The sequence below is a fragment of the Streptohalobacillus salinus genome, assembly GCF_003201605.1.
GTDB lineage: Bacteria > Bacillota > Bacilli > Bacillales > Amphibacillaceae > Streptohalobacillus > Streptohalobacillus salinus.
The window spans coordinates 121,290-147,944 of the sequence record NZ_QJJR01000003.1 but is presented as its reverse complement, the minus strand read 5'-3'; the positions used below and the strand labels follow the sequence as shown (position 1 = coordinate 147,944).

Annotated in this window: 19 protein-coding genes and 1 riboswitch; of the genes, 13 read left to right on the top strand and 6 right to left on the bottom strand. The window is 40.6% G+C overall.

Annotated elements, in window-relative coordinates:
• Nucleotides 1–54 precede the first annotated feature (54 nt).
• From DES38_RS03665 to DES38_RS03655, 3 genes are all read left to right on the top strand, one after another.
• Nucleotides 55–447 (top strand): DUF4181 domain-containing protein, encoded by a 393-nt coding sequence (locus tag DES38_RS03665; RefSeq protein WP_110250743.1) that lies wholly within the window; start codon nt 55–57, stop codon nt 445–447.
• Nucleotides 448–582: 135 nt separating this feature from the next.
• A complete protein-coding gene (locus DES38_RS03660; protein WP_110250742.1) occupies nt 583–1,167 on the top strand; it encodes a hypothetical protein in 585 nt (194 codons plus the stop codon).
• A 167-nt stretch (nt 1,168–1,334) separates the two neighbouring features.
• A complete protein-coding gene (locus DES38_RS03655) occupies nt 1,335–2,258 on the top strand; it encodes an alpha/beta hydrolase fold domain-containing protein (protein WP_110250741.1) in 924 nt (307 codons plus the stop codon).
• A 26-nt stretch (nt 2,259–2,284) separates the two neighbouring features.
• On the opposite strand, the gene DES38_RS03650 is transcribed toward DES38_RS03655, so the two are convergent.
• The 5 genes from DES38_RS03650 to glf all read right to left on the bottom strand — a co-directional run bounded on the left by DES38_RS03650 (nt 2,285) and on the right by glf (nt 7,681).
• Nucleotides 2,285–2,935 carry a YpmS family protein gene (locus DES38_RS03650; protein WP_110250740.1) on the bottom strand — a complete coding sequence of 217 codons (651 nt, stop codon included), beginning with the start codon at nt 2,933–2,935 and terminating at the stop codon, nt 2,285–2,287.
• A gap of 10 nt (nt 2,936–2,945) precedes the next feature.
• Nucleotides 2,946–3,872, bottom strand: a complete 927-nt coding sequence (locus DES38_RS03645) for a GDSL-type esterase/lipase family protein (RefSeq protein WP_110250739.1) — start codon at nt 3,870–3,872, stop codon at nt 2,946–2,948.
• Nucleotides 3,873–4,119: 247 nt separating this feature from the next.
• Entirely contained in the window at nt 4,120–5,799 is a 1,680-nt protein-coding gene (locus DES38_RS03640; protein WP_110250738.1) for an O-acetylhomoserine aminocarboxypropyltransferase/cysteine synthase family protein, read from the bottom strand.
• 138 nt (nt 5,800–5,937) lie between these two features.
• Nucleotides 5,938–6,042, bottom strand: a riboswitch (SAM riboswitch).
• Nucleotides 6,043–6,152: 110 nt separating this feature from the next.
• Nucleotides 6,153–6,575: a NusG domain II-containing protein gene (locus DES38_RS03635; RefSeq protein ID WP_110250737.1), complete on the bottom strand. Its 423-nt coding sequence runs from the start codon at nt 6,573–6,575 to the stop codon at nt 6,153–6,155.
• A 2-nt stretch (nt 6,576–6,577) separates the two neighbouring features.
• On the bottom strand, nt 6,578–7,681 hold the full coding sequence (glf, locus tag DES38_RS03630; protein ID WP_110250736.1) for a UDP-galactopyranose mutase: 1,104 nt from the start codon (nt 7,679–7,681) through the stop codon (nt 6,578–6,580).
• A gap of 321 nt (nt 7,682–8,002) precedes the next feature.
• Here glf and DES38_RS03625 point away from each other — a divergent pair, with 321 nt between their 5' ends.
• The 10 genes from DES38_RS03625 (at nt 8,003) to DES38_RS03580 (ending at nt 24,414) form a co-directional block, all read left to right on the top strand.
• The gene (locus DES38_RS03625; protein ID WP_110250735.1) at nt 8,003–8,713 is read left to right on the top strand and encodes a LytR/AlgR family response regulator transcription factor; all 711 of its coding nucleotides are present in this window, start codon (nt 8,003–8,005) and stop codon (nt 8,711–8,713) included.
• On the top strand, nt 8,710–10,017 hold the full coding sequence (locus tag DES38_RS03620) for an ATP-binding protein (RefSeq protein ID WP_110250734.1): 1,308 nt from the start codon (nt 8,710–8,712) through the stop codon (nt 10,015–10,017). The genes DES38_RS03625 and DES38_RS03620 overlap by 4 nt, the downstream gene beginning before the upstream one ends.
• 285 nt (nt 10,018–10,302) lie before the next feature.
• Nucleotides 10,303–12,042, top strand: a complete 1,740-nt coding sequence (locus tag DES38_RS03615; protein ID WP_170114320.1) for a methyl-accepting chemotaxis protein — start codon at nt 10,303–10,305, stop codon at nt 12,040–12,042.
• 229 nt (nt 12,043–12,271) lie between these two features.
• Entirely contained in the window at nt 12,272–14,704 is a 2,433-nt protein-coding gene (locus DES38_RS03610) for a glycoside hydrolase family 3 C-terminal domain-containing protein (RefSeq protein ID WP_110250732.1), read from the top strand.
• Nucleotides 14,701–17,409 carry a glycoside hydrolase family 3 N-terminal domain-containing protein gene (locus DES38_RS03605; RefSeq protein WP_110250731.1) on the top strand — a complete coding sequence of 903 codons (2,709 nt, stop codon included), beginning with the start codon at nt 14,701–14,703 and terminating at the stop codon, nt 17,407–17,409. The genes DES38_RS03610 and DES38_RS03605 overlap by 4 nt, the downstream gene beginning before the upstream one ends.
• 149 nt (nt 17,410–17,558) lie before the next feature.
• Entirely contained in the window at nt 17,559–18,182 is a 624-nt protein-coding gene (locus tag DES38_RS03600; protein ID WP_110250730.1) for a GtrA family protein, read from the top strand.
• Between the two features lie 17 nt (nt 18,183–18,199).
• Nucleotides 18,200–19,216, top strand: coding sequence for a glycosyltransferase family 2 protein (locus DES38_RS03595; protein ID WP_110250729.1), 1,017 nt, complete (start codon nt 18,200–18,202; stop codon nt 19,214–19,216).
• A 419-nt stretch (nt 19,217–19,635) separates the two neighbouring features.
• Nucleotides 19,636–21,078, top strand: a complete 1,443-nt coding sequence (cls, locus tag DES38_RS03590; protein WP_110250728.1) for a cardiolipin synthase — start codon at nt 19,636–19,638, stop codon at nt 21,076–21,078.
• Between the two features lie 131 nt (nt 21,079–21,209).
• Nucleotides 21,210–23,099 (top strand): ABC-F family ATP-binding cassette domain-containing protein, encoded by a 1,890-nt coding sequence (locus DES38_RS03585; RefSeq protein ID WP_110250727.1) that lies wholly within the window; start codon nt 21,210–21,212, stop codon nt 23,097–23,099.
• Nucleotides 23,100–23,172: 73 nt separating this feature from the next.
• Nucleotides 23,173–24,414 carry an aminopeptidase gene (locus DES38_RS03580; protein WP_110250726.1) on the top strand — a complete coding sequence of 414 codons (1,242 nt, stop codon included), beginning with the start codon at nt 23,173–23,175 and terminating at the stop codon, nt 24,412–24,414.
• A gap of 167 nt (nt 24,415–24,581) precedes the next feature.
• Here DES38_RS03580 and DES38_RS03575 read toward each other — a convergent pair whose 3' ends face one another.
• On the bottom strand, nt 24,582–26,600 hold the full coding sequence (locus DES38_RS03575; RefSeq protein ID WP_110250725.1) for a methyl-accepting chemotaxis protein: 2,019 nt from the start codon (nt 26,598–26,600) through the stop codon (nt 24,582–24,584).
• Between the last annotated feature and the right edge of the window lie 55 nt (nt 26,601–26,655).

The window sequence follows — 26,655 nt, the reverse complement described above, 5'->3', positions numbered from 1 at the left end:
CTAAGTGTCATCATTGCACATGTTAGAAGCTGGGCATGAAGAGGGGAACTGGATATGACAGATAGCAATCATTTTTTATTGGCAGTCGGTATTTTTTTGTTTGTCATTGTTTTTGTTAATGTCACGTTAAGCCGGCTATTTAAGGTAAAGCAACGGTCTTTATTTAAAGAAAATTATGTGAATGCCACCCATAAAAAAGTGAATTTCATTGTGACGTTTTTGTTAATTGTAGTTGGGGTGTTGAGTTGGGCGTATGTCCTTACCTACACAAAGCTTGAATTCACTGTATACCTTATTCTTCTGGTTGTTGTAGGCGCTCAAAATGCCGTTCGTACTTGGTTTGAATGGCGTCACGCTGAAGAACCGAGGCAAGCCCTCATCACTGTGATTGAAACCTTAACGATCCTGCTTTATTATGGCTACGTGAGTCACTATATTTTTACATGAGTAAGTATCGACCAAGGTGTCATGTTTATTTTTAAAAAGCACAAACGAATCGTCGATTCAATGTTATACTAAATAGTCTGATGTAACTTTTTATAAACAAAGGCGGTCTACTAAGGTAAGAAAGGGGGGACGCTTATGAACAAGTCTCGTCCGATATATTTATTGTTTTTAAGTACAGGAACACTGTTATCAAAAACCATTGATTTGTATACAGGTACAAGTTTAAACCATGTATCAATCGCATTAGATCCAGAGCTTTCGCAGGTTTACAGTTTTGGAAGAAAGCGGCCCTATAATCCATTTATTGGCGGATTCGTGAAAGAGTCAGTGACCTTGCCTTTTTTCACACGTTCAAATTGTGCCATCTACCAATTGGACATTTCTGAAGATGAATACCAACAACTGGTTGCTCAAATTTTATTGATTGAATCCACCAAGCACTTATACCGTTATAATTTCTTAGGCCTTTTTGGTGTAGCAATCAACAAAGAACTTAAACGTGAACATGCCTACTTTTGTTCGCAATTTGTCGCAACCATGTTACAACGCTGTGGCGTTTATAACCAAGCGAAATCACCTGGTTTGATCCGCCCACAAGATTTAAGAGATTGGCACCTGCTCGATTTAGTTTATGAGGGACCGTTAAAAGATTACCCGGCGCTTGTTTCGACTGAAGAAACCAGTGAAACGTTACGTCAATCATTTTTCAGGTTGAATTAAGGTGAAGAAGCGTTAGAGTAAATGCAGTCGCATGAGCTTTGATGCTTCTTTTTTGTTACATACAGATTACGTGCTACATGGGCGTTAGTATGGATGGGTAGATAGCGAGAAAGCTACCATTAAACAGGCTAATTGCTGATATAAATCCATTAGGAATGAGGGAAAACATGAGTATAAAAATGTATGCCAAGCGGCGATCAATCAGAAGCTACCTTGTTGAAAAGTTTCTCTTTTTAATCGGTGTTAAAAAAGTGTTTACTACACCTGAGCGAACAAAAAAGTTTATCATTGAGCGTGGAATGACTAATGATAAACCTTATGAGATAGGAAATACATCCCTTGTAAGTGAGGTTACAGAAAGATCTTTTCAAAACATGCAAGTATTTGTTTTGAATGAGGGGAACAATCAGGCCCAAAAAGTTATTTTATATTTGCACGGCGGGGGTTGGACCAATCAACCTTTAAGCTTTCATTGGCGGTTTGTTGATCGATTAGCACAAACCCTCGATGCAAAAGTCATTGTACCCATCTATCCAAAAGTCCCTCATTTTAATGCGGGGCACGCTTTTGCGAAATTGTTAGCTTTATATAAAGCTACAATCGAAACGATCAGCGACCCAAAACAGTTAGTCATCATGGGGGATTCTGCCGGCGGCAATCTGTCACTGGGGCTTGTGCAATTGTTAAAGAGGGAACAGTTACCGCAACCCAAGGAAATCATCGTCTTATCTGCCTGTGTTGATATGACATTTGAAAACCCAGCGATCCCAGGGTATGAGAAAAAAGATCCGTTATTATCAGCTGGAGGGATTGCTGTCATTACTGAGCGCTGGGCAGATGGGAAAACATTGACAGATCCATTATTAAGTCCGATCTATGGTGACTTTACCGAAATAGCACCGATCAGCCACTTTCTCGGCACTCATGAAAGTTTGTACCCAGATGGTGTGGCTTTCGATAAAAAACTAACAGACAAAGGCATCGCTATCGATACCTTTGTCTATCCGAAAATGAACCATGTCTTTGTTTTAATGCCCATTCCTGAAGCGAAAGATGCCTTCGCAAAAATTAAAAGAATTATTCAACAGTAATGATTGAAAACACAGGTATGAAGGTATTAATTAGCATTGGTTTCGTTAAACGCATCGTCATGATCGCCTTCTGGGATCTTGAAGGTGAAACTAATATCATCATCTGATAAATCAAGGGATTCAACAGAGAAGCGGAAATTACTCTGAATTTCGATTTGGGTGACTGCAAGGTAAAGTTGTTCATTCGTCGAATCAAAATAAAGCCAATCGGGTGTGGACACTTGCCGATTAATGTAATGTAAAATGCGGTCACGTGGTAAGTTAAGTAGACCGAGTGACATTTCATTCACTTCTAAAACTAAATCGCCATTGGCCTGGACGACGGGGTCCATTCGTACGTTGAGAGGGACAGGAATACCGAAAGCAGTAAATGTTCCAGATAAAGCGAAATCCTCGTCAATTAGCACGGAGAAATCAGCTTGATCGGAGCGTAAAACTTGGTCGAGATAATCATTAATCAAAGTGTTTAAATCATGCTTGGTCGCGTTAACGGTAAAACTGGCACCAGGTTCTTCAATGTAGTTCGGCTCGGGTAGTAAATCGGATTGTGGTGGCGATAAGACCAACAAGGTCATCATCCCTGCTAAGATTATAAAATTTAGTGTCAGTAAACCAATAAATGCCCATTGCCATTTGGTCATTTGTTTGATGATTGTTTTAATCCGTGTCGTGTTCATCGCTTGCCTCTCATTCTGCTTCATTTTCAGTGGGTTCTTCAGCTGATAGAGCTTCAATTTCAGGTGCTAAATAGTGATAGACGCGTGCGCCTATTAGATGATACCCGGTTGCATTCGGATGGAAATTGTCATCAGCTAAGAGCTCGATGCGATTGAGCTGAAATAAATCGTCAATCGGGATGTAGTGACCATTTGGATAGGTTTCAATGACTTGACGTGAGGTTTCGCTCCACGTCGTTAAAATATCATCAAGTGCTTCAACCTCATCAAAGTAGCCAGCAAACGGATTGAAAAACCCAAGTAAATAGACCTCAGCTTCTGGATTCAATGCCGTGATGGTATCAAAAAGATCGGTGAGTCGCGCTTCAAAAGAAGCGTGTTCACTATCGAATACAGATAGGTTTAAATTAAAAACATTCTCTCGGACAATCCGCATGATGTCGTTGGCTCCGATTGTTATTAAAATGCTATCTGCACGTTCAATCGAGCGTTGCATATCAGCTTCTTCATTAATCCGTGTCAGTAGTTGATCGGTCCGATGACCTCTTTTACCGAAGTTGTCAATTTGAACGCGAACATTTTCACGCTCAAAGCGATTTTCTAATATGCCGACATAACCTGCATGATTGGTCTCATCGCCCACCCCTTGAGTGAGTGAGTCCCCTAAAGCGGTCATGCGGTAATCTGTCCGTGTAAAAACTGAGAGGGTTTGTTCAAGTGCGTCACGTAAGTTTTGCGTTACATCATTTGCAGTTGAAGTCACTTCTTCGTCTTTTTGTTCGACTTGGTCAATAACGGTGTCAATGTCCTCTTCTTCGGGTGTTGTTGTCGTTGTATCATAGACGGGTAACGGTCGGTAGATAAAGAATAAAATCCCTCCAATGACAAGGAGAGTAATGAGTGTGATGCCTAGTATTTTCTTGCGGCGTTGTGACATATTGATCAGTCCTTTAAGTTAGCTTCTGTTTCTATTATTCCCTAATCACACCAGTTAAAACAGGTGTGCAGTTAATTATATGACGTCAAGAATTATACTTCAAGCCTTAGTTTGTGCGAACGGAGTAATGCCTTCAATTTGGGATGCATGTTTCTGGGGGCTTGTTTATGCGGCGGTGTGGATGTGGCGCTTTTCTGCAGGGTGTGTTTATAAAAAACCATCCACCAAAAAGGTGGATGGAAGGGGTTTAATCATGCTTTGGATTTAAACGGATACGATTGGCAGTGCCAAACAGACATTCATTTTCAACAACAAATTGACCGTTTGCTTCAGCTGCTTGTTTTAAGTCAGCATAATCATCATTTGTTCTAAACCAAATTATTTTTGCTTGCTGCGGCAAGGTATCAATTTTGTCAGGTTCTGTGATGAATAAAATATCGATCACATCTTCGCTCGCCGTGTAAGGTGCCGTGTTAAAGCCTAACTTGCTAATTTTAGTGAGGCAACGGTGTTTTGAACCGTCACCAACAACTTGGATGACTTTCGGTCTAATTGCACCATCTTCCCGGGCAAACGGTGATGAGAGCGCCCAATAGACGGCATCTTCACGGTTAGGTTTGAGATGACGGTCTTTATCAGTCGCTTTCGCGATCGCTTGGTCTAAGTCGTGGACGATATCGTCATAGCTTTCTAAACCAATTGATAGACGAATCAATTGTTCGTTCACACCAGCTTTTTCTAACGCCTCTTTGCTTAATTGTTGATGTGTCGTCGAAGCAGGGTGAATAATCAGTGATTTTGCATCACCGACATTGGCAACATGATAGAATAATTCAACATGATCAATTACTTTACGTCCAACCTCACGATCACCTTTGACACCGAAGGTAACAACGGAACCGTAATAGTCAATCAAGTATTTATTTGCTAAATCATGTGAGGGATGATCCTCACGGCCAGGGTAGTTTATCCATTCTACATCTGGGTGATTCGCCAGGTACTCAACCACACGCGTTGTGTTTTCTTGATATCGCTTGAGACGTAAGTTCAATGTTTCTAAGCCTTGTAGTAAATTGAAGGCATTTTGCGGACTGAGTGACGGACCAATATCACGCAACAACTGCACGCGGAATTTTATCGCAAAACCAGCAGGACCAACGTCCTTACCGTAGCGGACACCGTGATAAGATTCATCAGGTTCAGTAAACCCTGGGTAACGCGCTTGGTCCCAGTTAAAACGCCCGCCATCGATTACGACACCACCCATGGTCGTACCGTGCCCCCCAATCCATTTTGTTGCGGAGTGAATCACGATATCAGCACCAAATGTTAGTGGTTTACACCCGTAAGGTGTAGCAAAGGTGTTATCAATGATTAGTGGAACCCCAGCTGCATGAGCAATGTCACTGACGGCTTCAATATCAAAGATGTTTAATGATGGATTGGTAATCGTTTCTGCGAAAATCGCTTTTGTTTTATCATTAATCGCAGCTTTAAAGTTTTCAGGGTCCGTCCCATCTACAAAAATAACGTTAATGCCGTATTTTGGTAAGGTTTTAGAGAATAAATTATAAGTCCCGCCATAAAGGTTGCTGTCGGTAATGATCTCATCACCTGCTTCAGCGATGGTTAAAATGGATAAGGTGATCGCTGACATCCCTGATGCGACCCCAACAGCTGCCACCCCATCTTCTAAAATACTCATGCGTTGCTCGAAGGCATCAACGGTCGGGTTCATGATGCGAGAATAGATGTTTCCCGGTTCCTGTAGAGCAAATAAATTTTGAGCATGTGCTGTGTCACGGAATGAGAATGCGGTTGTTTGGTATATCGGTACCGCCACAGCTCCAGTTGTGGGATCGGTTTGTTGGCCAGCATGAATTAATTGTGTTTCGGGTCCTTGATTACGTAAGTATTGATTTGTCATTTTAACGCCTCCTAATAGTTTTAGTGTTGATGTTAACTGATACGAGAAAACAACATAATCGGTCTTAGTCCAGTCAAGAGAAACAAAAAGCCCTCTTCTTAAATAATTTTAAGAAGAGGGCGAATAATCACGTTCCTCCTCTTATCGTTCAGGTTATTATACCTGTAGGATTTGGCACCTTCCGAAAAGTCAGGGGTTGCCGGGCGTCGTAGGGCCTATTCCCTCAGCCACTCTGGATAAGAGTTTCGTTATGTTAGTAGTGATTATAGTGTAGTTTGTCAGTTGAGTCAACTGTTTTATCAGAATATTGTCATTTTTCGAAACGGAAACGTGTAAAAAGAAGACGTCAAGCCTTAATAGGCAAAGACGTCTTCAGTTTGCTCGGTGTGAGCACCTTTTATTTCAATAATCAAGCGGTGCGGTAAGCAGATGCTGGTCTGGCCAGCACGACTAATCCAACTTGTTTTGACGGCAACTTGATCGGGACTGTTGTCTTCTTTGACCCGGATTTTGGTGCCACTGACTTCGATAATGTTGTATTGCCCTTCATTCGGGTAATAGGTCACTTCTTGATGTGGGGTATCTTCACTAAGGACAAAAGAATCAACGACTTCACCGTCAATTGAAACGTAAGCAACTAAATCCTCATCTGCCTCAACCGTTGTCGTCGCATTAAAATATAACAAGGGCGCAAACGATAAACCGACAAGAAGTAAGAGAATCACCACATCGCCAAACTTGAAATGGGTTAAGACTTGTTTAAATAGGGTTGACATTATTATTCACCTAATTCTTTTTTTACGGTCGCTAGTGCTGAACCGATGACTTGATGCATATCATAATATTTATAGGTTGCGAGGCGCCCACCGAAAATCACATCGGTTTCTTGTTCTGCTTTTTCTTTATATTTTTTATAGATGGTTTCATTTTTCTTATCATTAACCGGATAATAAGGTTCATCACCAGGTGACCATTCTGAAGGATATTCCTTCGTAATCACTGTATCAGATTGTGTGCCGAAATTAAAGTGTTTATGCTCAATAATCCGCGTGTACGGTGTTTCTTTATCGGTGTAGTTGACAACGGCATTGCCTTGATAGTTCTCAACACCCGTCAGGAGCGTGGTATCGAAATCAAGACTGCGGTAATCAAGAACGCCGAAGGCATAGTGATAATATTGATCAATCATACCGGTAAAGACGGTTTTTTTCGCTTGCGCCTGTAAAGCTGTTTGATTATCAAAGAAATCACAGTTTAACTTAATATCACTACCGACCAACATTTTTTCAACGATTTGAGTATAACCGCCAATCGGTATCCCTTGGTAGCGGTCGTTGAAATAATTGTTATTATAGGTGAAACGGACGGGCAAACGCTTGATAATAAAGGCAGGTAACTCGGTCGCTTTACGCCCCCATTGTTTCTCGGTGTAGCCTTTAATTAATCGCTCGTAGATGTCCTTACCAACGAGTGAAATCGCTTGTTCCTCTAAATTTTCTGGTTCGGTAATGCCACTCGCTAACCGTTGGGCATTAATTTTAGCCTGGGCTTCTTCGGGTGTGGTCACCCCCCAAAGTTTGTTGAAGGTATTCATATTAAAGGGCAGATTATAGATCTCCCCGTGGTAATTAGCAATCGGCGAATTGGTGTAACGATTGAAACTAGCAAAGGTGTTAACATAATCCCAAATCGGCTTGTTGTTGGTGTGAAAAATATGGGCCCCATATTTATGCACATCAATGCCGTTTGTCTTCTCGGTATAAATATTCCCCCCGATGTGGGAGCGTTTATCAATGACAAGGCATGTTTTCCCTTTCTTAGTTGCCTCATGGGCAAAGACAGCACCGAACAGTCCAGCACCAACAATTAGATAATCATACATAAGAACAGCTCCTTTATGTTTTTTGCGATGGAATAAATAGCGATGAGTCGTTAAGCGAACATTTATTTAGATTATTAGCACCTGCTGCTGAATTAAATGGAAAGGGTTGCAAGGTCAGCTAAAACATGATAGAAATGTGCTATACTGGTGAATGGTTTATTTTTTGAAATTTAATCGCTCTGTTAATAGATAATGACAGATGATCTCACGCGTGTAAAGTGAAAAAAGAGCGATGCGGGTTTTAAAAAGGAAACGCTACAGAAATAAGAGCAAAAACCAAAGTAACGGACAGGGTTCGTTTGAATAGAAGGGGCGTAAAGCATGTTTAATATTGCAATTGTAGAAGATGAAAATCATTACCAGCAACAGTTAAGGGAGTATCTCGCCCAGTTCCAAGAAGAAAAAAACATCCCTTTAAATCTGACCTTCTTCAGCGATGGTGATCAATTTATTGATAAATATCAATCGCAATTTGACATTGTATTATTAGATATTCAAATGCCACTGGTGGACGGCATGACCGTGGCTGAAGAGATTAGGAAGATTGATCAAAAGGTCATCATTATCTTTATTACCAACATGACGCAGTATGCGATCAAGGGTTATGCCGTTAATGCGCTTGATTACGTACTAAAACCAATTACCTATTTTCCTTTTTCGGAACGCTTACAAAAAGCGATTGAGAAGGTTGAGAAGAAAGAAACGCACTACTTAACCCTGAAAGTCAAGGGTGGTGTGATTCGGGTTGACACAGCAACGCTTTATTATATTGAAAGTCAAGGACATAAACTGATCTTCCACACCAAGGAGGGGGAACTGGAATCCTCAGGTGCAATTAAGCATTACGAAGGTGATTTATCAGAACAAGGTTTTTTCCGCATTCATAAAGGGTTTATGGTGAACCTTGATTACGTCCAAGGGATAAATGATACCTTCGCATTGATTGGTGATGTTGAACTGCCAATCGGACGCACGAAGAAAAAAAGTTTTCTTGAAGCATTAGCTGCGCGTTGGGGAGATGGATTAAAATGAGTGAGTTTTTCCCGGAAATCCCCCGTATACTTACGGCGTTAACAGAATGGATGGCTTGTCTGGTCTATGTTCTTATCTTGAAAAAGAAAATCAAAGGCTTTCGTCTCCCGCTCTTTTTGGTAGGCGCACTTGTTATTCAGGCCAGCTTTTTAATGGCGACCGGTAATTTGGATATCTTCTTTTGGGTGCCAAGTATGATTGTCGCGATTCTCTTGATGATTTTACTGATTCACCAAACGACAGATGTCTCACTCTATGAAGCCGGTTATTTTGGTATTAAAGCCTTTGTTGCAGCTGAGCTGGTTGCGTCGTTCCATTGGCAAGTCCATTACTATTTAATTCGTGAAGATAATGTCTATTCGCTTGCGGGAATGAGTTTACTCATCCTTGTGTATGGCTTATCCTTTTTCTTGATTTGGTTTCTTGAAAAGCGCCATATGCCAGAAGAAGGTAAGCTATACATTAAAGCGCGTGAGTTTTGGTCAACAGCAACAATTGGTTTTGCGGTGTTCTTTATCAGCAACCTGAGCTTTGTTTCAATCCGAACCCCGTTTAGTGGCCAATATGCTGCGGAGATATTAAACATTCGTACCTTGGTCGATTTAGGTGGGTTTGCGATTTTATTCGCCTACCATGTACAAATCAATGAGCTCCGGGTTAAACATGAACTTGAAGCGATGCAAAATATTTTTCAAAACCAGTACACGCAGTATCAACAATCGAAAGAAAGCATCGAATTGATAAACTACAAGTATCATGATTTGAAAAATCAATTGATTGCCATCAAAGCCGAAACAGATCCAGAAAAACGTGAGGCTTACATTGATGACATGCAAAGTGGAATCAAAACGTTTGAAGCCCAGCACAAAACCGGAAATCAAGTTGTCGATACGATGTTAACAACGAAGCATATGTATTGCATCAAAAATAATATTACCCTGACTTCAGTGGCTGATGGTCATTTGTTAGATAAGATGGATGTGGCGGACATTTGCACGATTTTCGGTAATGCATTAGATAATGCGATTGAATACGAGATGAAAGTAAAAGACATAGAAAAACGACTGATCCATCTGACCTTGCATGAACAAAACAATTTCGTCTTAATTCAAATTGAGAATTATTATGAAGGGAACTTAGAGCTAGCCGATGCACTTCCCCACACCACGAAGAAAGATAAACAAAATCACGGTTATGGTTTGAAAAGCATTCGCCATACGGTACAAAAATATGATGGGATTGTTAAACTCAATCATAAAAACCATTGGTTCCAGTTAACGGTATTAATTCCTAAATTAAAATAAGCTAAACATGAGGCTACCCGCCAAGCGTTTCACGTGGGTAGTCTTTTTTGTTTGTTTAAAATGAAATGTTGTTGATGTAAAAAAAGCGGTCGTTTATGAAAAAGATAAGGATTAAATCGCTTACATGGTAAATTAAGTGTGTAGATGGCTTGAGGGGTAGATCGATGACTCCTGCTTTATGGGGTGGGGGAAAGCATCTTTCAACACACGAATCACTGCTAGAAATCATGCGCCTGTGTGGAACGAAACAAAAAACGAAAATTACTGATGAAAAGGATGACGAAAATGAAGAAGTCAATAGCAAAACGCCTGATGTTTATTTTGATTGTATTAACGGTGTTATTTTTAGTCAATACGGTGTTAAGTGGTATTACCAATACACAAGTTCAATTATCATCCGAACTATTTGCTGAATATTTTGTCCCGATAAAAGAAGAACAAGTACAACTTGAAAAGAATCGCAAAACACTCGAATTGACCTATCAACAATTGGCACTCACTGAAAGACGTAGCGGAAGTGATGCGTTAACAAACATAGAAGGTCAGATTGAACAACAGCGGCGCCACTTAGAAAATATCGAAACGTTAGCATCGGGCTTTTCGAAACGGGCGATGGATACCCGTTTACAGAATGCCTACCTGCCCTACCATACAGCTTACGAAGGTTATCTTGATCAACTAGCGCAGACGTTAGAAACCCCTACGACGCTACCTAGTGAGCCAGAAACAACGACGGCGCTAAGTGAAGCTGAACAGAGCTTTCAGCACGTATTGGCTGAGCGAATCACTCATGAAGAACATCTAATTGGGACAAGGGTTGAGCGATCGACGTATATTATTTTCGGGATGGCATTGGTGTTTATTTTAGCTGCAGCCCTCTCCTTTAGGGTCTCCACCAAAACAATTATCCAACCGTTGAAAAAAACGAATCAAGCGCTACAAGAAATCATTAATAAATTAGCACGAGAGGAAGGGGATTTGACCGTGCGGATTGAAAGTGATCGTGAAGACGAGATTGGGGCGATGACGGCAGGCATTAATCGTTTCCTAGATATCTTGCAACAGGCGATGATAACCATTAAAGCCGGCTCCAGTACGATTCGTCACTCGACGGAAAAGATGAGCCATCATCTCAATGATTCAAAAACGTCAACCTCAAATGTTTCGGCATCACTGAATGAATTATCCGCAAGTATGGAAGAGATCAGTAGTACGATCGTGAATATTGAAACAGGTGCGAAACATGTGTTGTCACAATCAAATGAAATCGCTAACGATGCCGGGGCGAATACTTCGCATGTGACAGCAGTTAGTGCTGAGGCCGATAAAATATTCACACAGTCAAGTAACAGTAAAACACAAACGGAAAACATGCTGAAAGACATTAACGATAAGATGACAGTCTCTATTCGTAACAGCCGTTCTGTTGAAGAAATCAATACGTTAACCACAGAAATCTTAGACATATCAGCACAAACGAATCTGTTAGCACTTAATGCGTCGATTGAAGCCGCTCGTGCGGGTGATGCGGGTAAAGGTTTTGCGGTAGTGGCTGAAGAAGTACGTCGTCTGGCCGAGAGCACAGAGACAACCGCAAACAATATTCAGACGATTAGCCAGGGGGTTACTGCAGCGGTTCAATCCTTGGTCGATGATGCAAATGCAATCACGTCTTATGTTGTGGATCAAGTGTTACACGACTATGATGCCTTCTTGACGGTAGCATCGAATTACAAAAAAGATATGCATGCCACCCGGGAAATGTTAGAACGTTTCAGTTTGAAATCACATGATTTAACCGTCACGGCGACTGAAATGACAGAAGGGCTACAAGAAATAACGGCGGCCGTAGAGGAAAGTACGAGAGAAGTTGTCGATTCAAATGAAAATACAACGACGTTATTACAGATGATGACCTCAATCAATGAGGCGGCAACACATAATCTCGAAACGGCGGACAAATTGAGTCAGCAAGTGAATACGTTTAAAAAACTTGAAGATGAATCGATACCAGTAGCGGAGTAAGGGGAAGCGATGGAGGGATTGTTTCAACGCGTGTGCAACGATCGTCCAAACCGCAACGCATTAAGGGGTGAACGTTCGGCATGTCGTTCATGTAAAAAAAAGTGTCGTTTATGAAAAGTAACTAAAAATAAACCGTTATCATGATAAATTATAAGTATCAAATTGATAGCGCTTTAACGTTAAGGTGAACATTAACTTGTCCATCAATCTTTAAAAATGAGGTAATCATATGAAACACAAACAATTGATTGAACAAATGACACTAGCGGAGAAAGCAACGCTTATGTCAGGGAAGAATTTTTGGGAAACAGAAAGCATCGAACGATTAGGTGTGGATTCAATTTTTCTTGCTGATGGACCTCATGGCATTAGAAAACAAGCGGCTGCCGCTGATCACTTAGGCTTAAATGAAAGCGTACCAGCGACATGCTTTCCTACTGCAGCAACAGTTGCAAATAGTTGGGACGTCGAGTTAGGCGAAAAAATTGGTCAACACTTAGGAAGAGAAGCAGTAACCCAGGACGTGAATGTTTTATTAGGTCCTGGTATGAACATGAAACGTAATCCGAGGTGTGGACGTAACTTCGAATATTTTAGTGAAGATCCCTATCATGCAGGGAAAATAGCATCCGCTTACATTCGTGGTATGCAGTCAGAAGGAATTGCTGCCTGTGTCAAACACTTCGCTGTTAATAATCAAGAAGAACGCCGGATGTCGATTGACACCATCGTTGATGAGCGGACCTTAAGAGAAATTTATTTAACGGGCTTTGAGATGGCTGTTAAAGAAGGTAACGTAAAAACAGTCATGTCATCCTACAATAAACTAAACGGGTCCTACACCAATGAAAATATGCATTTGATGCGTGACATTTTACGCGAAGAGTGGGGATTTAATGGCGTCGTGATTACCGATTGGGGTGGCAGTAATGACCGGGTCCAAGGTTTAATTGCTGGAAATGAGTTAGAAATGCCTACCGCAAATGGTGAAACAGTTGCAGATATCATCGAAGCTGTAGAAGCAAAACAACTGGATGAAGCGATTCTCGACGAAGCTGTCGATCGTCTCTTAACACTAGTGGTTTCAACCAATCGGACCTTAATGGAGAACAAACAAGCCGTCGATGCCGACAACCACCATAAGTTTGCTGAGAAGGTAGCGGAAGAATCAATTGTCTTGCTGAAAAACGAAGACAACATACTGCCATTGAAGTCAGAAAGTAAAGTAGCGATTATTGGTGATTTTGCTGATAACCCGCGTTACCAAGGGGCCGGTTCATCGATTGTTAATCCCACTAAACTTGAGACAACCTTAGCTGCCGTTAAAGGTTTTGATCTTGATGTGATTGGCTACGAACCAGGATTTAATCGTTACGGAAAAAAAGATCATGCCAAACAAAAGAAAGCGGTTCAATTAGCTGAAAAAGCTGAAGTTGTATTATTGTACCTCGGACTGGATGAGGTAACTGAAGCAGAAGGTCTTGATCGTCAAGATATGAAAATTCCTGAAAATCAGTTAGAGTTATTAGCAGCAATTAAACAAGTCAACAAAGAAATTGTGGTTGTACTATCTTCAGGATCAGCGGTGGAACTACCGTTTGTTGCAGATGTTAAAGGATTGTTACACGGCTATTTAAGTGGCCAAGCGGGTGCGAAAGCCATGCTTAATATCTTGACTGGACACACCAATCCTTCAGGTAAACTTGCAGAATCTTATCCAATTCAGTATCAAGATACGCCAACGTATCATTACTTCCCGGGGAAAGAAACAACCGTGGAATACCGTGAAGCCCAGTTTATTGGCTATCGCTACTATGATACGAAAAAGATACCGGTCCAATACCCATTTGGTTACGGATTAAGTTACACTACCTTTAGTTACAGTAACCTCCAGGTGACAGATGAAGGCGTTTCCTTTGATCTGACAAATACAGGCGATGTAGCTGGTAAAGAAATTGTGCAGCTTTATATTGGTGCAGAAAGTGATACGATCTTCCGGGCTAAGAAAGAGTTGAAAGGATTTAAGAAAGTCTATTTATTCCCAAATGAAACAAAACATATCGACATACCGTTTGATGATTATTCCTTTAGATACTTCAATGTAAAAACAAACAGATGGGAAATTGAAGCGAATGATTATCAGCTTTCAATTGCTGCTTCAAGTGCTGATGTTAAACTGACGGCAACACTTACTGTCGAAGGAACAACAATGGTAAAACCGTATGACCAAGACGTACTTAAACCATACTTCGAAGCTGATGTGAAAGCAGTTGAAGATGAAGCGTTCCAAGCGCTAATGGGTCGGGAGATTCCTTATCCAAAATGGGACCGTAAAGCGCCACTTGGCTATAACGATACATTAAATCAATGCCGTTATGCCAAAGGGTTGGCAGGAAGGTTTGCTTATCACATGATGAAATTAACACATAAAGTGTTATGGAAGATTGGTAAACGTGATACAGCTAACTTAATCGTGATGTCGGTTTATCATATGCCGTTTCGTGGTTATGCAAGAATGACAGGTGGTGCCATCAATATGCCAATGGTAGACGGGATATTGTTAGCAATAAATGGCCATTTCTTCAAAGGGATGTCTAAGGTGTTTAAAGAAAGAAAGAAATTAAAACAGAATAAATCTAAAAGAAACGAGGGGTTAATATGAATAAAGAAAAAAGAATGTCGAAGAAAAAGCGTCATGTATTAATAGGGGTAGGTATATCTTTTGTGTTAATTATTGCCGCATTATTATATTACGCTTTTGTTATCACTACTGCTGGGCAATGGTTTTTATCGAAATTTACGCCTGATACTGAACAACAGCAGGTTGCATTTTCATCAGCGCTTGAAACAACAGAATTAATTGCGGACGAAGGTTTTGTCTTAATGAAAAATGATGATAATCTGTTACCTTTATCAACATCTGAAAATAAAAAAACTAAAATAAATCTATTTGGAACAAGGTCTGTTGTTACCTTGTTTAACTCTGGAGGTTCTACAGCTACAAATGTTGAGTCTGCTATCAAAGTTGAAGATGCACTAAGAGATGAAGGTAATTTCGAGTTGAATGATAACTTATTAAATCTATATTACAACTTTTACAAGACAGGGGATATTTCAACTGAACAAACGACCCCACCTAAAAATAGAAGTGACTCCGAAATACTAGGGGAAAGCAACAATTTAATTTTGCCAGAACTACCTGCATCTGCTTTTTCTGACGAATCTTTGTTCGAAGATAATAAGACAATTATTCAAAACGCAAAAGACTACTCAGATGTTGCTATGATTGTTTTAGGTCGTGGTGGTGGAGAAATGCAAGAGTTGAGTCCGAAGGACTTACGTTTAACAAATGAAGAGGAAGTACTTATTGAAGAAGTTTCTTCTGCTTTTGATAAAGTTATCTTAGTAATAAATTCAGCAAATGTTCTGCAACTTGATTTTTTAGAAAATTACCCTTCAATTAAAAGCGTGCTATGGATTGGATATCCTGGTGAATCCGGAACAAAATCATTAGCTCGAATATTAAATGGAACAGTTAATCCATCGGGAAGAACGGTTGCTATGTGGCCAAGTGACATAATGAATAATCCAGCGGCATTAAATTATATGGAACTTAATGATGAGGGGGAATTTATTTCGGATGGGCATTATGAAAACGCTCCTGAAGAGACAGGATACTTTGTGCAATTACATGAAGGGATTTATGTTGGGTATAAGTATTATGAAACAAGACACAATACAGACTCCAGTTATAACTATCAGGAAGAAGTTGTATATCCTTTTGGTCATGGATTAAGTTACACGACATTCGAAAAAGATATATTGGCGATTAATGTTGAAGATGATATCGTTACCGTAAGAGTAAGTGTTGAGAATACAGGGGATGTTGTGGGTAAAGATGTGATCCAATTATATGCTAATCCCCCATATTCCGGTGATATAGAAAAAGCTTCAGCAAATTTAATAAGATTTTTAAAGACAAATGAAATGGAGCCCGGTCAATCTGATGTGTACTCATTTGATATACCGTTTGAAGACTTTGCATCATACGACTATAAGAATGAAGAAGCGTACGTGTTAGAAGTAGGTAATTACACCATTGATTTGAAAGATAACTCGCACGATGTTTTGGCATCAGAAACTTTTAATGTTGGAAACGAAGTCGTCTATTCTGAATCAAAAGATGGTTCGCGTACAAGTGATGTTGCAGCAGCAACAAATCAATTTGCGGACGCCTTGCATATTGATGATTATTTAACAAGAGCATGGGATGAGAATAGCCGAGCTTTTACAGGGCCGCAACCAGATGACTATATTGCATCTGAAGAGGTGTTATCGGCATTAAACTATGAAGTACCTACAGATGAGGAACTTGGATTAGCCGAAAGTGATTTACCTCCATACAATCAGACGTTAGATGAAACGCTTATGCTAGAAGATATGGTAGGTGTAAGTTTAGATGACCCCAAATGGGATACTTTTGTATCACAATTGGATTTAGAAGAACTAACCGGTGTGAGTGGAACAGGCGCTTACCAATTAATGGAGATAGAGAGACTAGGTGTTCCTAAAACTTTAAACCCTGATGGAACAATGGCAATTGCTTCAAATATTTATTCAGGTCCTATTATGGGAGTTGAAGGTGTGGGAGTAACATACCCTTCACCAATGGTCTTGGCATCCACTTGGAATAAAGATATCGCTTATCTCATGGGTACTAGCGTAGGTAATGAAGCGCAAGGATTTGGTTATAGTGGTTGGTATGCGCCAGCGATGAATATATTGAGAACACCTTATAACGGCCGTAATTTCGAATACTATAGTGAGGATGGCACTCTTGCCGGAGAAATTGCAGCGGGCGTAGTTAAGGGTGCAACAGATAAAGGTGTTATCACTTATGTGAAACACTTTGCTTTAAATGAACGAGAGACAGGAGTTAGAAGTAGCTTGTTTACATGGTCGAACGAACAGGCAATTCGAGAAATTTACTTGAAACCTTTTGAAAAAGCAATAAAAGAAGGAGGATCAATAGGTGTCATGTCTTCTTTTAATTTTATAGGTCAAACATGGGCTGGTGGACATGAGGGACTATTAACTAACGTTTTAAGAAATGAGTGGGGATTTGATGGATTTGTACTCACTGACGCACACATGTATCCGCACATGAATGTTATGCAAATGCTCCATGCCGGAGGAGATGTCAGTTTAGATACGATGGCCGCTTGGCAAGGTGGAAGAAATCATGCTGATACGATGCTCGAGTTTGCTGAAGATGAAAATACAAATGTAAGTACAATTATTGCGCTTCAAAAGGCAAGTAAAAATGTTTTACATGCAATAACTGAAACGTGGAAAATGCAAGAGTAATGTTCGAATAAAATGAGGGAGATTTCTCCCTCATTTTATTTATTGCTCACTTACTTTTTGCATAAAATCTCTTCTGAAGCAAGTTTTTCCTCAGAAGAGTATAGGAAACCGAAGGGAATTTAACAATCTTTCTTGTGAAGGAGATTAACATGGACAATATAGAAAAAACGAGTAAAATAAAGACATCGCATTGGTGGGTTCAATTCAAAGAAAAACATCCCAATAGTGCTCAATTTCTGGTATTCTTTTTATTAAGCAATGGTGTAACTGTTTTGCAAATTGCTTTAATGCCAATATTAAGAAATATATTTGCGGATACTGCATTAATTTTCACGGATTTTCAAATCTGGCAAGTTGGGCAGAGCATTGACGGCAGTCCTTATTACGTGTTTGATTATGCTGCCGGGACATTAGCAGAAGGCGGCGGTGGAGGGTTAGCCTACTTTTTAGCCGTTCAAATTAGTATCGCTGTTGCACAAATTATTAATTTCTTTCTGCAGCGAACGATTACCTTTAAATCAAATACGAATGCATGGGTCGCAGCTTTTTGGTATTTAGTTGCTTATATTATCATTACGATAGGAGCAGCAGCTGCCCAAGGCTTCTACAAAGCGCCAATTTATGATTTATTGATGAACACATGGGAACTCGGTTCAACAGGTGAGACAATTGCTGACGTGATTACGATGATTATAAATGCTGCAATCTCATTCTGGGTCTTCTATCCAATATTTAAAATCATCTTTAAACAAGTACCAGAAGAAGAGAAATAAGAAAAGGTTGTGAAGGTATGAAGCTACTATCGATTGTTGTTCCTTGCTACAATTCAGAAGCATATATGCATTATGCGATTGAGTCGTTACTTTCTGGTGGAGATAAAGTGGAAATTTTAATTGTCAACGATGGATCAAGTGATGAGACCGCAGCGATTGCGGACCGTTATGCAGCGAAGTATCCAGCGATTGTTCGAGCGATTCACCAAGAAAACGGTGGCCATGGTCAAGCGATTAATACGGGCTTGGCTCATGCAACGGGGCTATATTTTAAAGTGGTTGATAGTGATGACTGGGTCGATACGCGGGCTTATTTTAAAGTGCTCGAAACGTTGCGTCGTTTTTCTGGGACGTCTGAGACGGTCGATATAGTTATTAGTAATTTTGTCTACGAAAAACAAGGCAGTAAATACCGGAAGGTCATGCGCTATAAAAATGTTTTACCAGAAGGTAGCGTCTTTGGTTGGGATGATGTGGGTACGTTTAAAAAAGGGCAGTTTATTTTGATGCATTCAATGATTTACCGGACAAAACTGTTAATTGAAAGTGGTTTAAGCTTACCGAAACATACGTTTTATGTGGATAACCTTTATGTCTATACGCCACTCAAATATGCGACCCGTCTCTATTATATCGATGTTGATTTGTACCGTTATTTTATTGGTCGGGACGACCAATCGGTCAATGAAAGTGTGATGATCCGCCGGATTGACCAACAATTAAAAGTGAATCAATTGATGATTGATGCGGTCGACCTCGATACCATTGCTGAAGAACGGCTCCGCGACTACATGTTGAAGCACCTAGAAGTGGTTACCGTTATTTCGTCGATATTATTAATCAAGTCTGGAACAAAAGAGAACTTGCGGAAAAAACGCGAGTTAATGAAATATGTGAAGGCAGAGAACATGGAGTTATACCTTAATCTTCGATACGGACTAATGGGCCGGATTGTCAATATACCAGGTAAATTTGGCCGATTGATCAGTGTGATGATCTATAAGGTGTCACAAAAAATCGTTGGATTTAATTAAGCGCCATCGCACACTTTTAAGTATCCGGATTGCTTCTGAATAAAGAGACGTGTACGCTATCAAGGCTTAGATCAATCGCCTGATGCCGTACACGTCTTTATCGTTTTATCTGCGACCCGTGTGCAATCGCTTCAAAAATATCTTCTTCCGTGACAAGGTTTGCGTCTCCGGCAATGTAGTGTTTTGATAGGGAGCCTCCGTAATTGTTTGTATTCATTTTTATCTATACTGGTATATCGATGGGAATAGTTAAAAGGACAGGGGTTATGCTAGGGAAAGTCAGAAAATGATTATTTTGTCTGGCTTACGCGATCCTGCTTCGGAAATGTGTTTTTAAAGCGTTAAGAAAAGGGTAAATAATGTTATAGACATACAAAATGTGCTATTATTTGGGTATGGTGTAAGGAGAGGGGTGCCTAATGGATATTACTGCTATTTTGTTCGGGTTTTATGTCTTTTTAAACATTGCTTTGGCATTTATTATTGTCTTTTTAGAACGGAAAAACCCGACCTCAACATGGGCCTGGTTACTGGTCCTTACTTTTGTGCCTTTTTTCGGCTTCTTCTTATATTTAGTTTTTGGCAGGAAGATAAGTGGTGGGAAATTATTTACCTGGGATAACAAAAGTAAACTCGGGGTAAGAAAAGCTGTTGAAAACCAACTCAGTTTACTTGATGAAGATTCATTCCCCATTAAACCCCACTATCAGCAGCATAAAGATTTATTTTATATGCATTTAAGAAACAATGATGCCATTTTGACGCAAGAAAATGAGATTGAATTATTCTATGATGGCAAAGAAAAGTTTGAAGCGTTAATTTATGACATCAAGCAAGCCAAACACCATGTTCATCTGGTCTATTACATTGTTAGGAGTGACGCTTTAGGTTGGCGTATTGCTAATGCGTTGATTGACCGGGCGAAGGCAGGTGTTGAGGTGAGGTTCTTGTATGATGATATGGGGGCGCGTCGCGTGAGTCGACGCTACGTGAAAGCGTTAAAAGAAGCGGGTGTGCACGTCGAATCCTTTTTCCCATCAATTATTCCACGCCTTAACATGAAAATTAACCACCGCAATCACCGCAAGCTGGCAATTATTGATGGTTATATTGGTTACATTGGTGGTTTTAACATCGGTGACGAATACTTAGGGTATAATCGTAAATTTGGCTACTGGCGTGATACGCATTTAAAAGTGATTGGTGATTCTGTCCGTAACATGCAGACGCGGTTTATTCTAGACTGGAACCAGGCATCAAAAGACCGTGTCTTACAATATGATTCGGTGTACTATACTTCAACGCCTAAAGGTGACGTCGGTATGCAGATTGTCTCGAGTGGCCCAGATAGTGACTGGGAACAGATTAAGTATGGGTATATTAAAATGATTATGGAAGCTGAGGATTATGTATACATTCAAACGCCATACTTTATTCCAGATGAAAGCTTGGCAGATGCCGTTCGAATTGCTTCACTGGCAGGGATTGATGTGCGAATTATGATCCCGAATAAACCTGACCATCCTTTTGTTTACTGGGCAACTTACTCCCATATTGGTGAGATGTTGAAAGCTGGTGCGAAAGTGTACATTTATGAGAATGGCTTCCTGCATGCAAAGACCATTATTGTAGATGGTAAGCTTGCCTCAGTGGGCACAGCGAATATTGATGTTCGTAGTTTCCGTTTGAACTTTGAGGTGAATGCATTTATTTATAGTGAAGCGGTATGTAGCGAAATGCTAACACAGTTTGAAATAGATATGCGTGAATCGTACTTGTTAACATTAGAGGACTATCAAAAGCGTAGCATCTGGATTAAGTTTAAAGAAGCTGTCGCTCGCCTAATATCACCGATTTTATAAGCGCATGATTAGGACGACTACGTGAACAAGTCTTTACCGGGTGAATCTCAGGTAAGGGCTTGTTTCTGCTTGTTTTCTTTAAGACACCTGTACTATACTTAACACGTAGCAAGAAGAAGGAGAAGATTTTTATGGAAATGCTTTTAGTTGAACAATTATCCAAATCATTTGGCGATAAAATATTATTTGATGCGATTAGCTTCTCAATCGAAAAAGGAGAGCGGATTGGTCTTGTTGGGGTGAACGGGACAGGGAAGTCAACGTTCCTGAAGATCTTAGCTGAAAAAGAGGTTGCTGATTCAGGAAAGGTGAAGCATCCGAAAGACTTTTTAGTGAGTTACTTGGCCCAAGACGTTGAACTGGATCAATCACTGACGGTCTTAGATGAAGTATTCACTGGCGAAGCACCGATTACGGTCGCGGTAAAAGAATTTGAACGGGCCCGGCTTGATCTAGAAAAAGATCCAGTTAGCGAACCGTTTCAACAACAGTTTGAACGCGCACAAAATAAGCTTGACCGACTTGAAGCTTGGGATCATGATACTCAGGCCAAAACGATTCTATCCAAACTAGGAATCACCGATTATGAACAAGCGGTTTCGACCTTATCAGGTGGGCAAAAGAAACGGGTTGCTCTAGCAAAAGCGTTGATTCAACCCGCGGATGTCCTAATTTTAGATGAGCCGACCAACCATTTAGACCATTCATCAATTGAATGGTTAGAACAATTTTTGCCGAGTTACCGAGGGGCACTCATATTAGTCACGCACGACCGTTACTTCTTAAACCGAGTAACAAACCGAATTTATGAACTTGATAAAGGTAATCTTTATCGCTATGTCGGTAACTATGAAACATACCTTGAGAAAAAGCAAGTGCGTTTAGCAGAGGCAGAGCGAGCAGAACAAAAACATGCCAATACATTAAAGCGTGAAATCGCTTGGCTAAAAGCAGGGGTGAAGGCGCGGACAACGAAGCAAAAAGCTCGGATTGATCGAGTGCACCAACTTAAAGAGCAATCATTTGAAAAGCAACAAGGCAAGGTCGACTTGTCAGTTGCAAGCGCGCGACTCGGTAAACAGGTGATTGAACTACGAGAGATTAGCTATAGTTTTACGGGCGTGCGTTTATTTGAACCGTTTAGCTTCTTAGTGAAACCAGAAGACCGGATTGGTATCGTTGGGCCCAATGGTAGTGGGAAATCAACCTTATTGAATATCATTTCAGGACGTTTAACCCAAGAAATGGGCGAGTTAATTGTTGGTGAAACAGTGAAAGTTGGCTATTATACCCAAGACCATAGTGAAATGGATGAAGGTTTGAAAATCATTGAGTACATCCGAAAAACAGCCGACGTGATTGAAACCACCGACCAGCAAACGATTACGGCTGAACAAATGTTGGAACGCTTCTTGTTCCCAAGAAGCCAACAGTGGACATACATTAATCGCTTGTCCGGTGGTGAGAAACGGCGTCTCTATTTACTCAAAGTCTTAATGGAAGAACCGAATGTCTTGTTGTTGGATGAGCCGACCAATGACCTTGATACCGAAACATTGGCAATCCTCGAAGACTATCTTGATGGCTTTCCTGGGGTCGTTATTACCGTCTCGCACGACCGTTATTTCCTCGACCGTGTCGTCGATCAGTTGTGGATATTTAGTGATGGGAAAGCCGTCGATACGTATTACGGTAACTACACAGAATATTTAGCCGCATCAAAAGAAGAAGCGCACCAAGCCAAACAAGTCGAAAAACAGACTGAGACTAAAGCTGTTGATAAGCAGCGTAAGAAAAAATTGTCTTATCATGAACAAAAAGAATGGGCAACGATAGAGGATGACATTAGTGCGCTTGAAACAGCGATTGAAGAAGAACAAGCCGCCATTGTAGCGGCCGGTAGTGATAGTGAGGCAGTACGTATTCATTTCAATAAGCAAACAGAACTTGAAGCGAAACTTGAAGAAAAAATGGAGCGTTGGGAAGAACTTTCGTTAATGGTCGAAGCCTTCTCGGACTGATAGGAATATTTCATATCTCGAAATAAATCATGTATAATGTAAGATGAAAATAAATAGATGGAGGGAATTTTACATGGCAGATTTAGCGTTACAAGAAAAGTATGCAGAGCTCGCACTTAAAACAGGTGTGAATTTAAAAGAAAATCAATTGTTGATGATTAATTCATCAATTGAAGGTGTAGAATTTACACGTCTTTTAGTCAAGAAAGCTTATGAAATGGGGGCAAAGGATGTTGTCATCAATTGGCAAGATGATGATATTACCTTATTGCGTTATCAACACGCATCAGAGGAAGCACTCACAACGATTCCAGATTGGATGGTTGACAAATACGTCTATTATGCAGAAAATGATGTCGCACTCCTTTCTGTCCGTTCAACCAATCCAGACTTACTGAAAGATGTTGATCCAGGCCGGGTTGCCAAAGCAACAAAAGCAAGTGCAGAAGCATTGAAAGAATTCCGTAAATATACGATGAACGATAAAATTGCATGGTCAATTATTTCAATTCCAACCAATGACTGGGCGATGAAAATCTTCCCTGGGAATGATGCGGAAACAGCCAAAGAACTGTTGTGGGAACAAATCTTTAAAATTGTCCGGATTGATCAGGAAGACCCAATTCAAGCGTGGGATGCGCATAATGCAACACTTAAAGCAGCGCATAAAATTTTAAACGATAAACAATACCAATCGTTAAAATTCACAGCACCGGGAACGGATATTACCTTCGGCTTACCTGAAGGACACATTTGGAAAGGCGGCGGTGCGAATACTGAAGCAGGGCGTCATTTCAATCCGAATATGCCAACAGAAGAAGTGTTCACGATGCCTGATAAATATAACGTAAATGGTGTGGTGAAGAGCACGAAGCCACTTATCTATGGTGGAAACATGATTGATAACTTTAGTTTAACCTTTAAAGACGGTCGTGTGATGGATTTTAAAGCTGAACAAGGCTATGAAACGCTCAAGCACTTACTTGATACCGATGAAGGGGCAAAACGTCTGGGTGAAATCGCATTAGTACCACACCGTTCACCTATTTCACAATCTGGTTTGATTTTCTATAATACCTTATACGATGAGAATGCATCATGTCACATTGCTTTAGGGAAAGCTTATCCAACCAATATTGAAAACGGGGCACAGATGTCTGATGAGGAGCTTGACCAGCACGGTGTTAATGATAGCCTCACCCATGTTGATTTCATGATTGGTTCAGCTGAACTTGATATTGATGGGGTCCGTGCCGATGGTGAGACAGAAGCTGTTTTCCGTAAGGGTGAATGGGCGCTTGCGGGCATTAAATAAGTATAGTAAGCAGTGACATAGAGAAAAGAAAACGAAAGAAATAAAAATTGATTTAAAAAGCAATGCCGCTGGTGAATAACTCACAAGTGGCATTGCTTTTTTAGCTGGTTTTGATTTGTGCTATGACCGTTTCAAAGGTAAACGGCTTTGGTTGACTGAAGTGATGCTTAGATCTTGAATTTTTCAACAAGCATTTTTAAGGCCATCGCAAGTTCTGATAAACTTGAACTTGAATGCGAAATTTCTGCCATCGAGGAGGTTTGTTCCTGCATCGCCGCTGAGACTTCTTCAGTAGCAGCGGAGTTTTCTTCTGCAATAGCTGAAAGACCTTCCAACGTTGTTACGATGTCTTCTTTGATGGACGCAATCGTTTGACCAGTTTCATTTAAGTGCTCGACTGCTTGATTTGAAATGTCCATCGCCCCTTCAATTTGATGGTATTTTTCTTGGGTTAATTTCACACTGCTCAATTGTTCTTCAAGAACCGTAGAAACTTCTGCCATCACTTTGACTGATTGTTCGGCATTTGCCTGCAGGTCTTTGACGATGTCATCGATTGATGCAGTAGAAGTGGTCGATTGTTCGGCAAGTTTACGAATTTCCTCAGCCACAACAGAGAACCCTTTCCCGGCTTCGCCCGCTCGAGCTGCTTCAATGGCTGCATTTAGTGCAAGTAAGTTCGTTTGTTCAGCAATATTGGCAATCACGCTACTCGCTTCACTAATGCGGTGAGAGCTTTCGTTTGTTTTCATTATGCCTTGTTCAACTTCTTTGGTCGCTTTTGAAGTTTGATCAGAGATGACCGCCAGGCGCTTGATTTCGGCAATACCGGCTTCTACAGCAGCATGAACATCGGTAAATGCTTCATTCAGACGTGTGACGACAGCGTGTTCCTGTTCAACGACTTGCCCCAATCGATAAGCCTTTTCAGATCCAGCTTCAGTATTTTCAGCTTGACTCGCCGCCCCGTCAGCAATATCCTGAATCGTTGATGCCACTTCTTCTGAGGCTGAAGCAGATTGTTGTGAGGTGGCCGTTAATTGTTCCGAGGAAGCTGAGACATTTCCGGCGGAATCGTTAATATCAAAGACAACCTGACGCACATTATTCGTAATGTTCTGCAGGGCATGTGCCAACTGACCGACTTCATCTTTACTGTTTAAAAGTTTTCCATCGATGTCTTGTCGTAAATCTAACTCACCAATCTTTGCTGCCGACTGAGAAACCGATTGAATCGGTTTTGATATGCTTGTGCCGACAAAAAAGGTAAGCACAATCGCAATCACGACAGCGATAATCGTCATGAGGATCGCTGTTGTACGTAAGTTATTCACACTTGCAAGTACCTCATCTTCATCGGCAGTAACAATTAAATTCCAGCCAGTATCACCGATGTCAGAGAATCCAGAATATAAATCGTTCCCTTCGAAATTGTAATTACCGACTCCGGATGAAGCCGACAATATTTCAGAGAATTGCTGAGCGACTGAATCAAGCGAAGCATCCTCTTCGCTTTGTAGAATCGGATTAAAGAAATCCCTAATCATGTCTCGGTTGGGGTGGGCAACAACTGTCCCTTCTTCATTAATCATATATGCATAACCGTTTTCTCCAAATTGAATGTCGTCAACAATCAAGCTAAGAAAGTCAGCATCGCCGACCGCAACCAAAACACCAGTGATTTGACCGGCTTCAATAATAGGTACAGAGGTGACCATAATTAAGCGATCCCCATCTGCGGGATTGACACTAAGCGAAGGTGGCATCAGACCACGCTCGCCGTTTAGGGAAGCATGGTAATAGTCGCGTTCAGATATATCAACGATATCGCCGTCGTTGCCATACGAATCAGACAAATATAAATTGCCATCTAAATCAGCAATTCCGATACGTAAATAGTCTGTTTCTTCCACCCGGTCTAGAAAAATGTCCATCGCGCTATCGATGTCACGGGTGTCTGACTGAATTTCCGGAAGATTAGTCAACCCTTCAAGATAAATAAATTTACTGTCGAGTCGACTATCGGTCACTCTTGCCCCTTCTGTAGCAAGCGAGAGAAGGCCTTCTTCTGCTTCTTGTTCAATTGCTTCACTTGCGCCATTCATGATAATAAAACCTAAAAGTGCTAAAGCTACAGCCATTATTACCGAAAAATACAATACTAACTTCATTCTAATACTTTTCATCTAGAAAACGCTCCTCATATGTTGTGATATACGTATTATACAGGAAAATAGAATG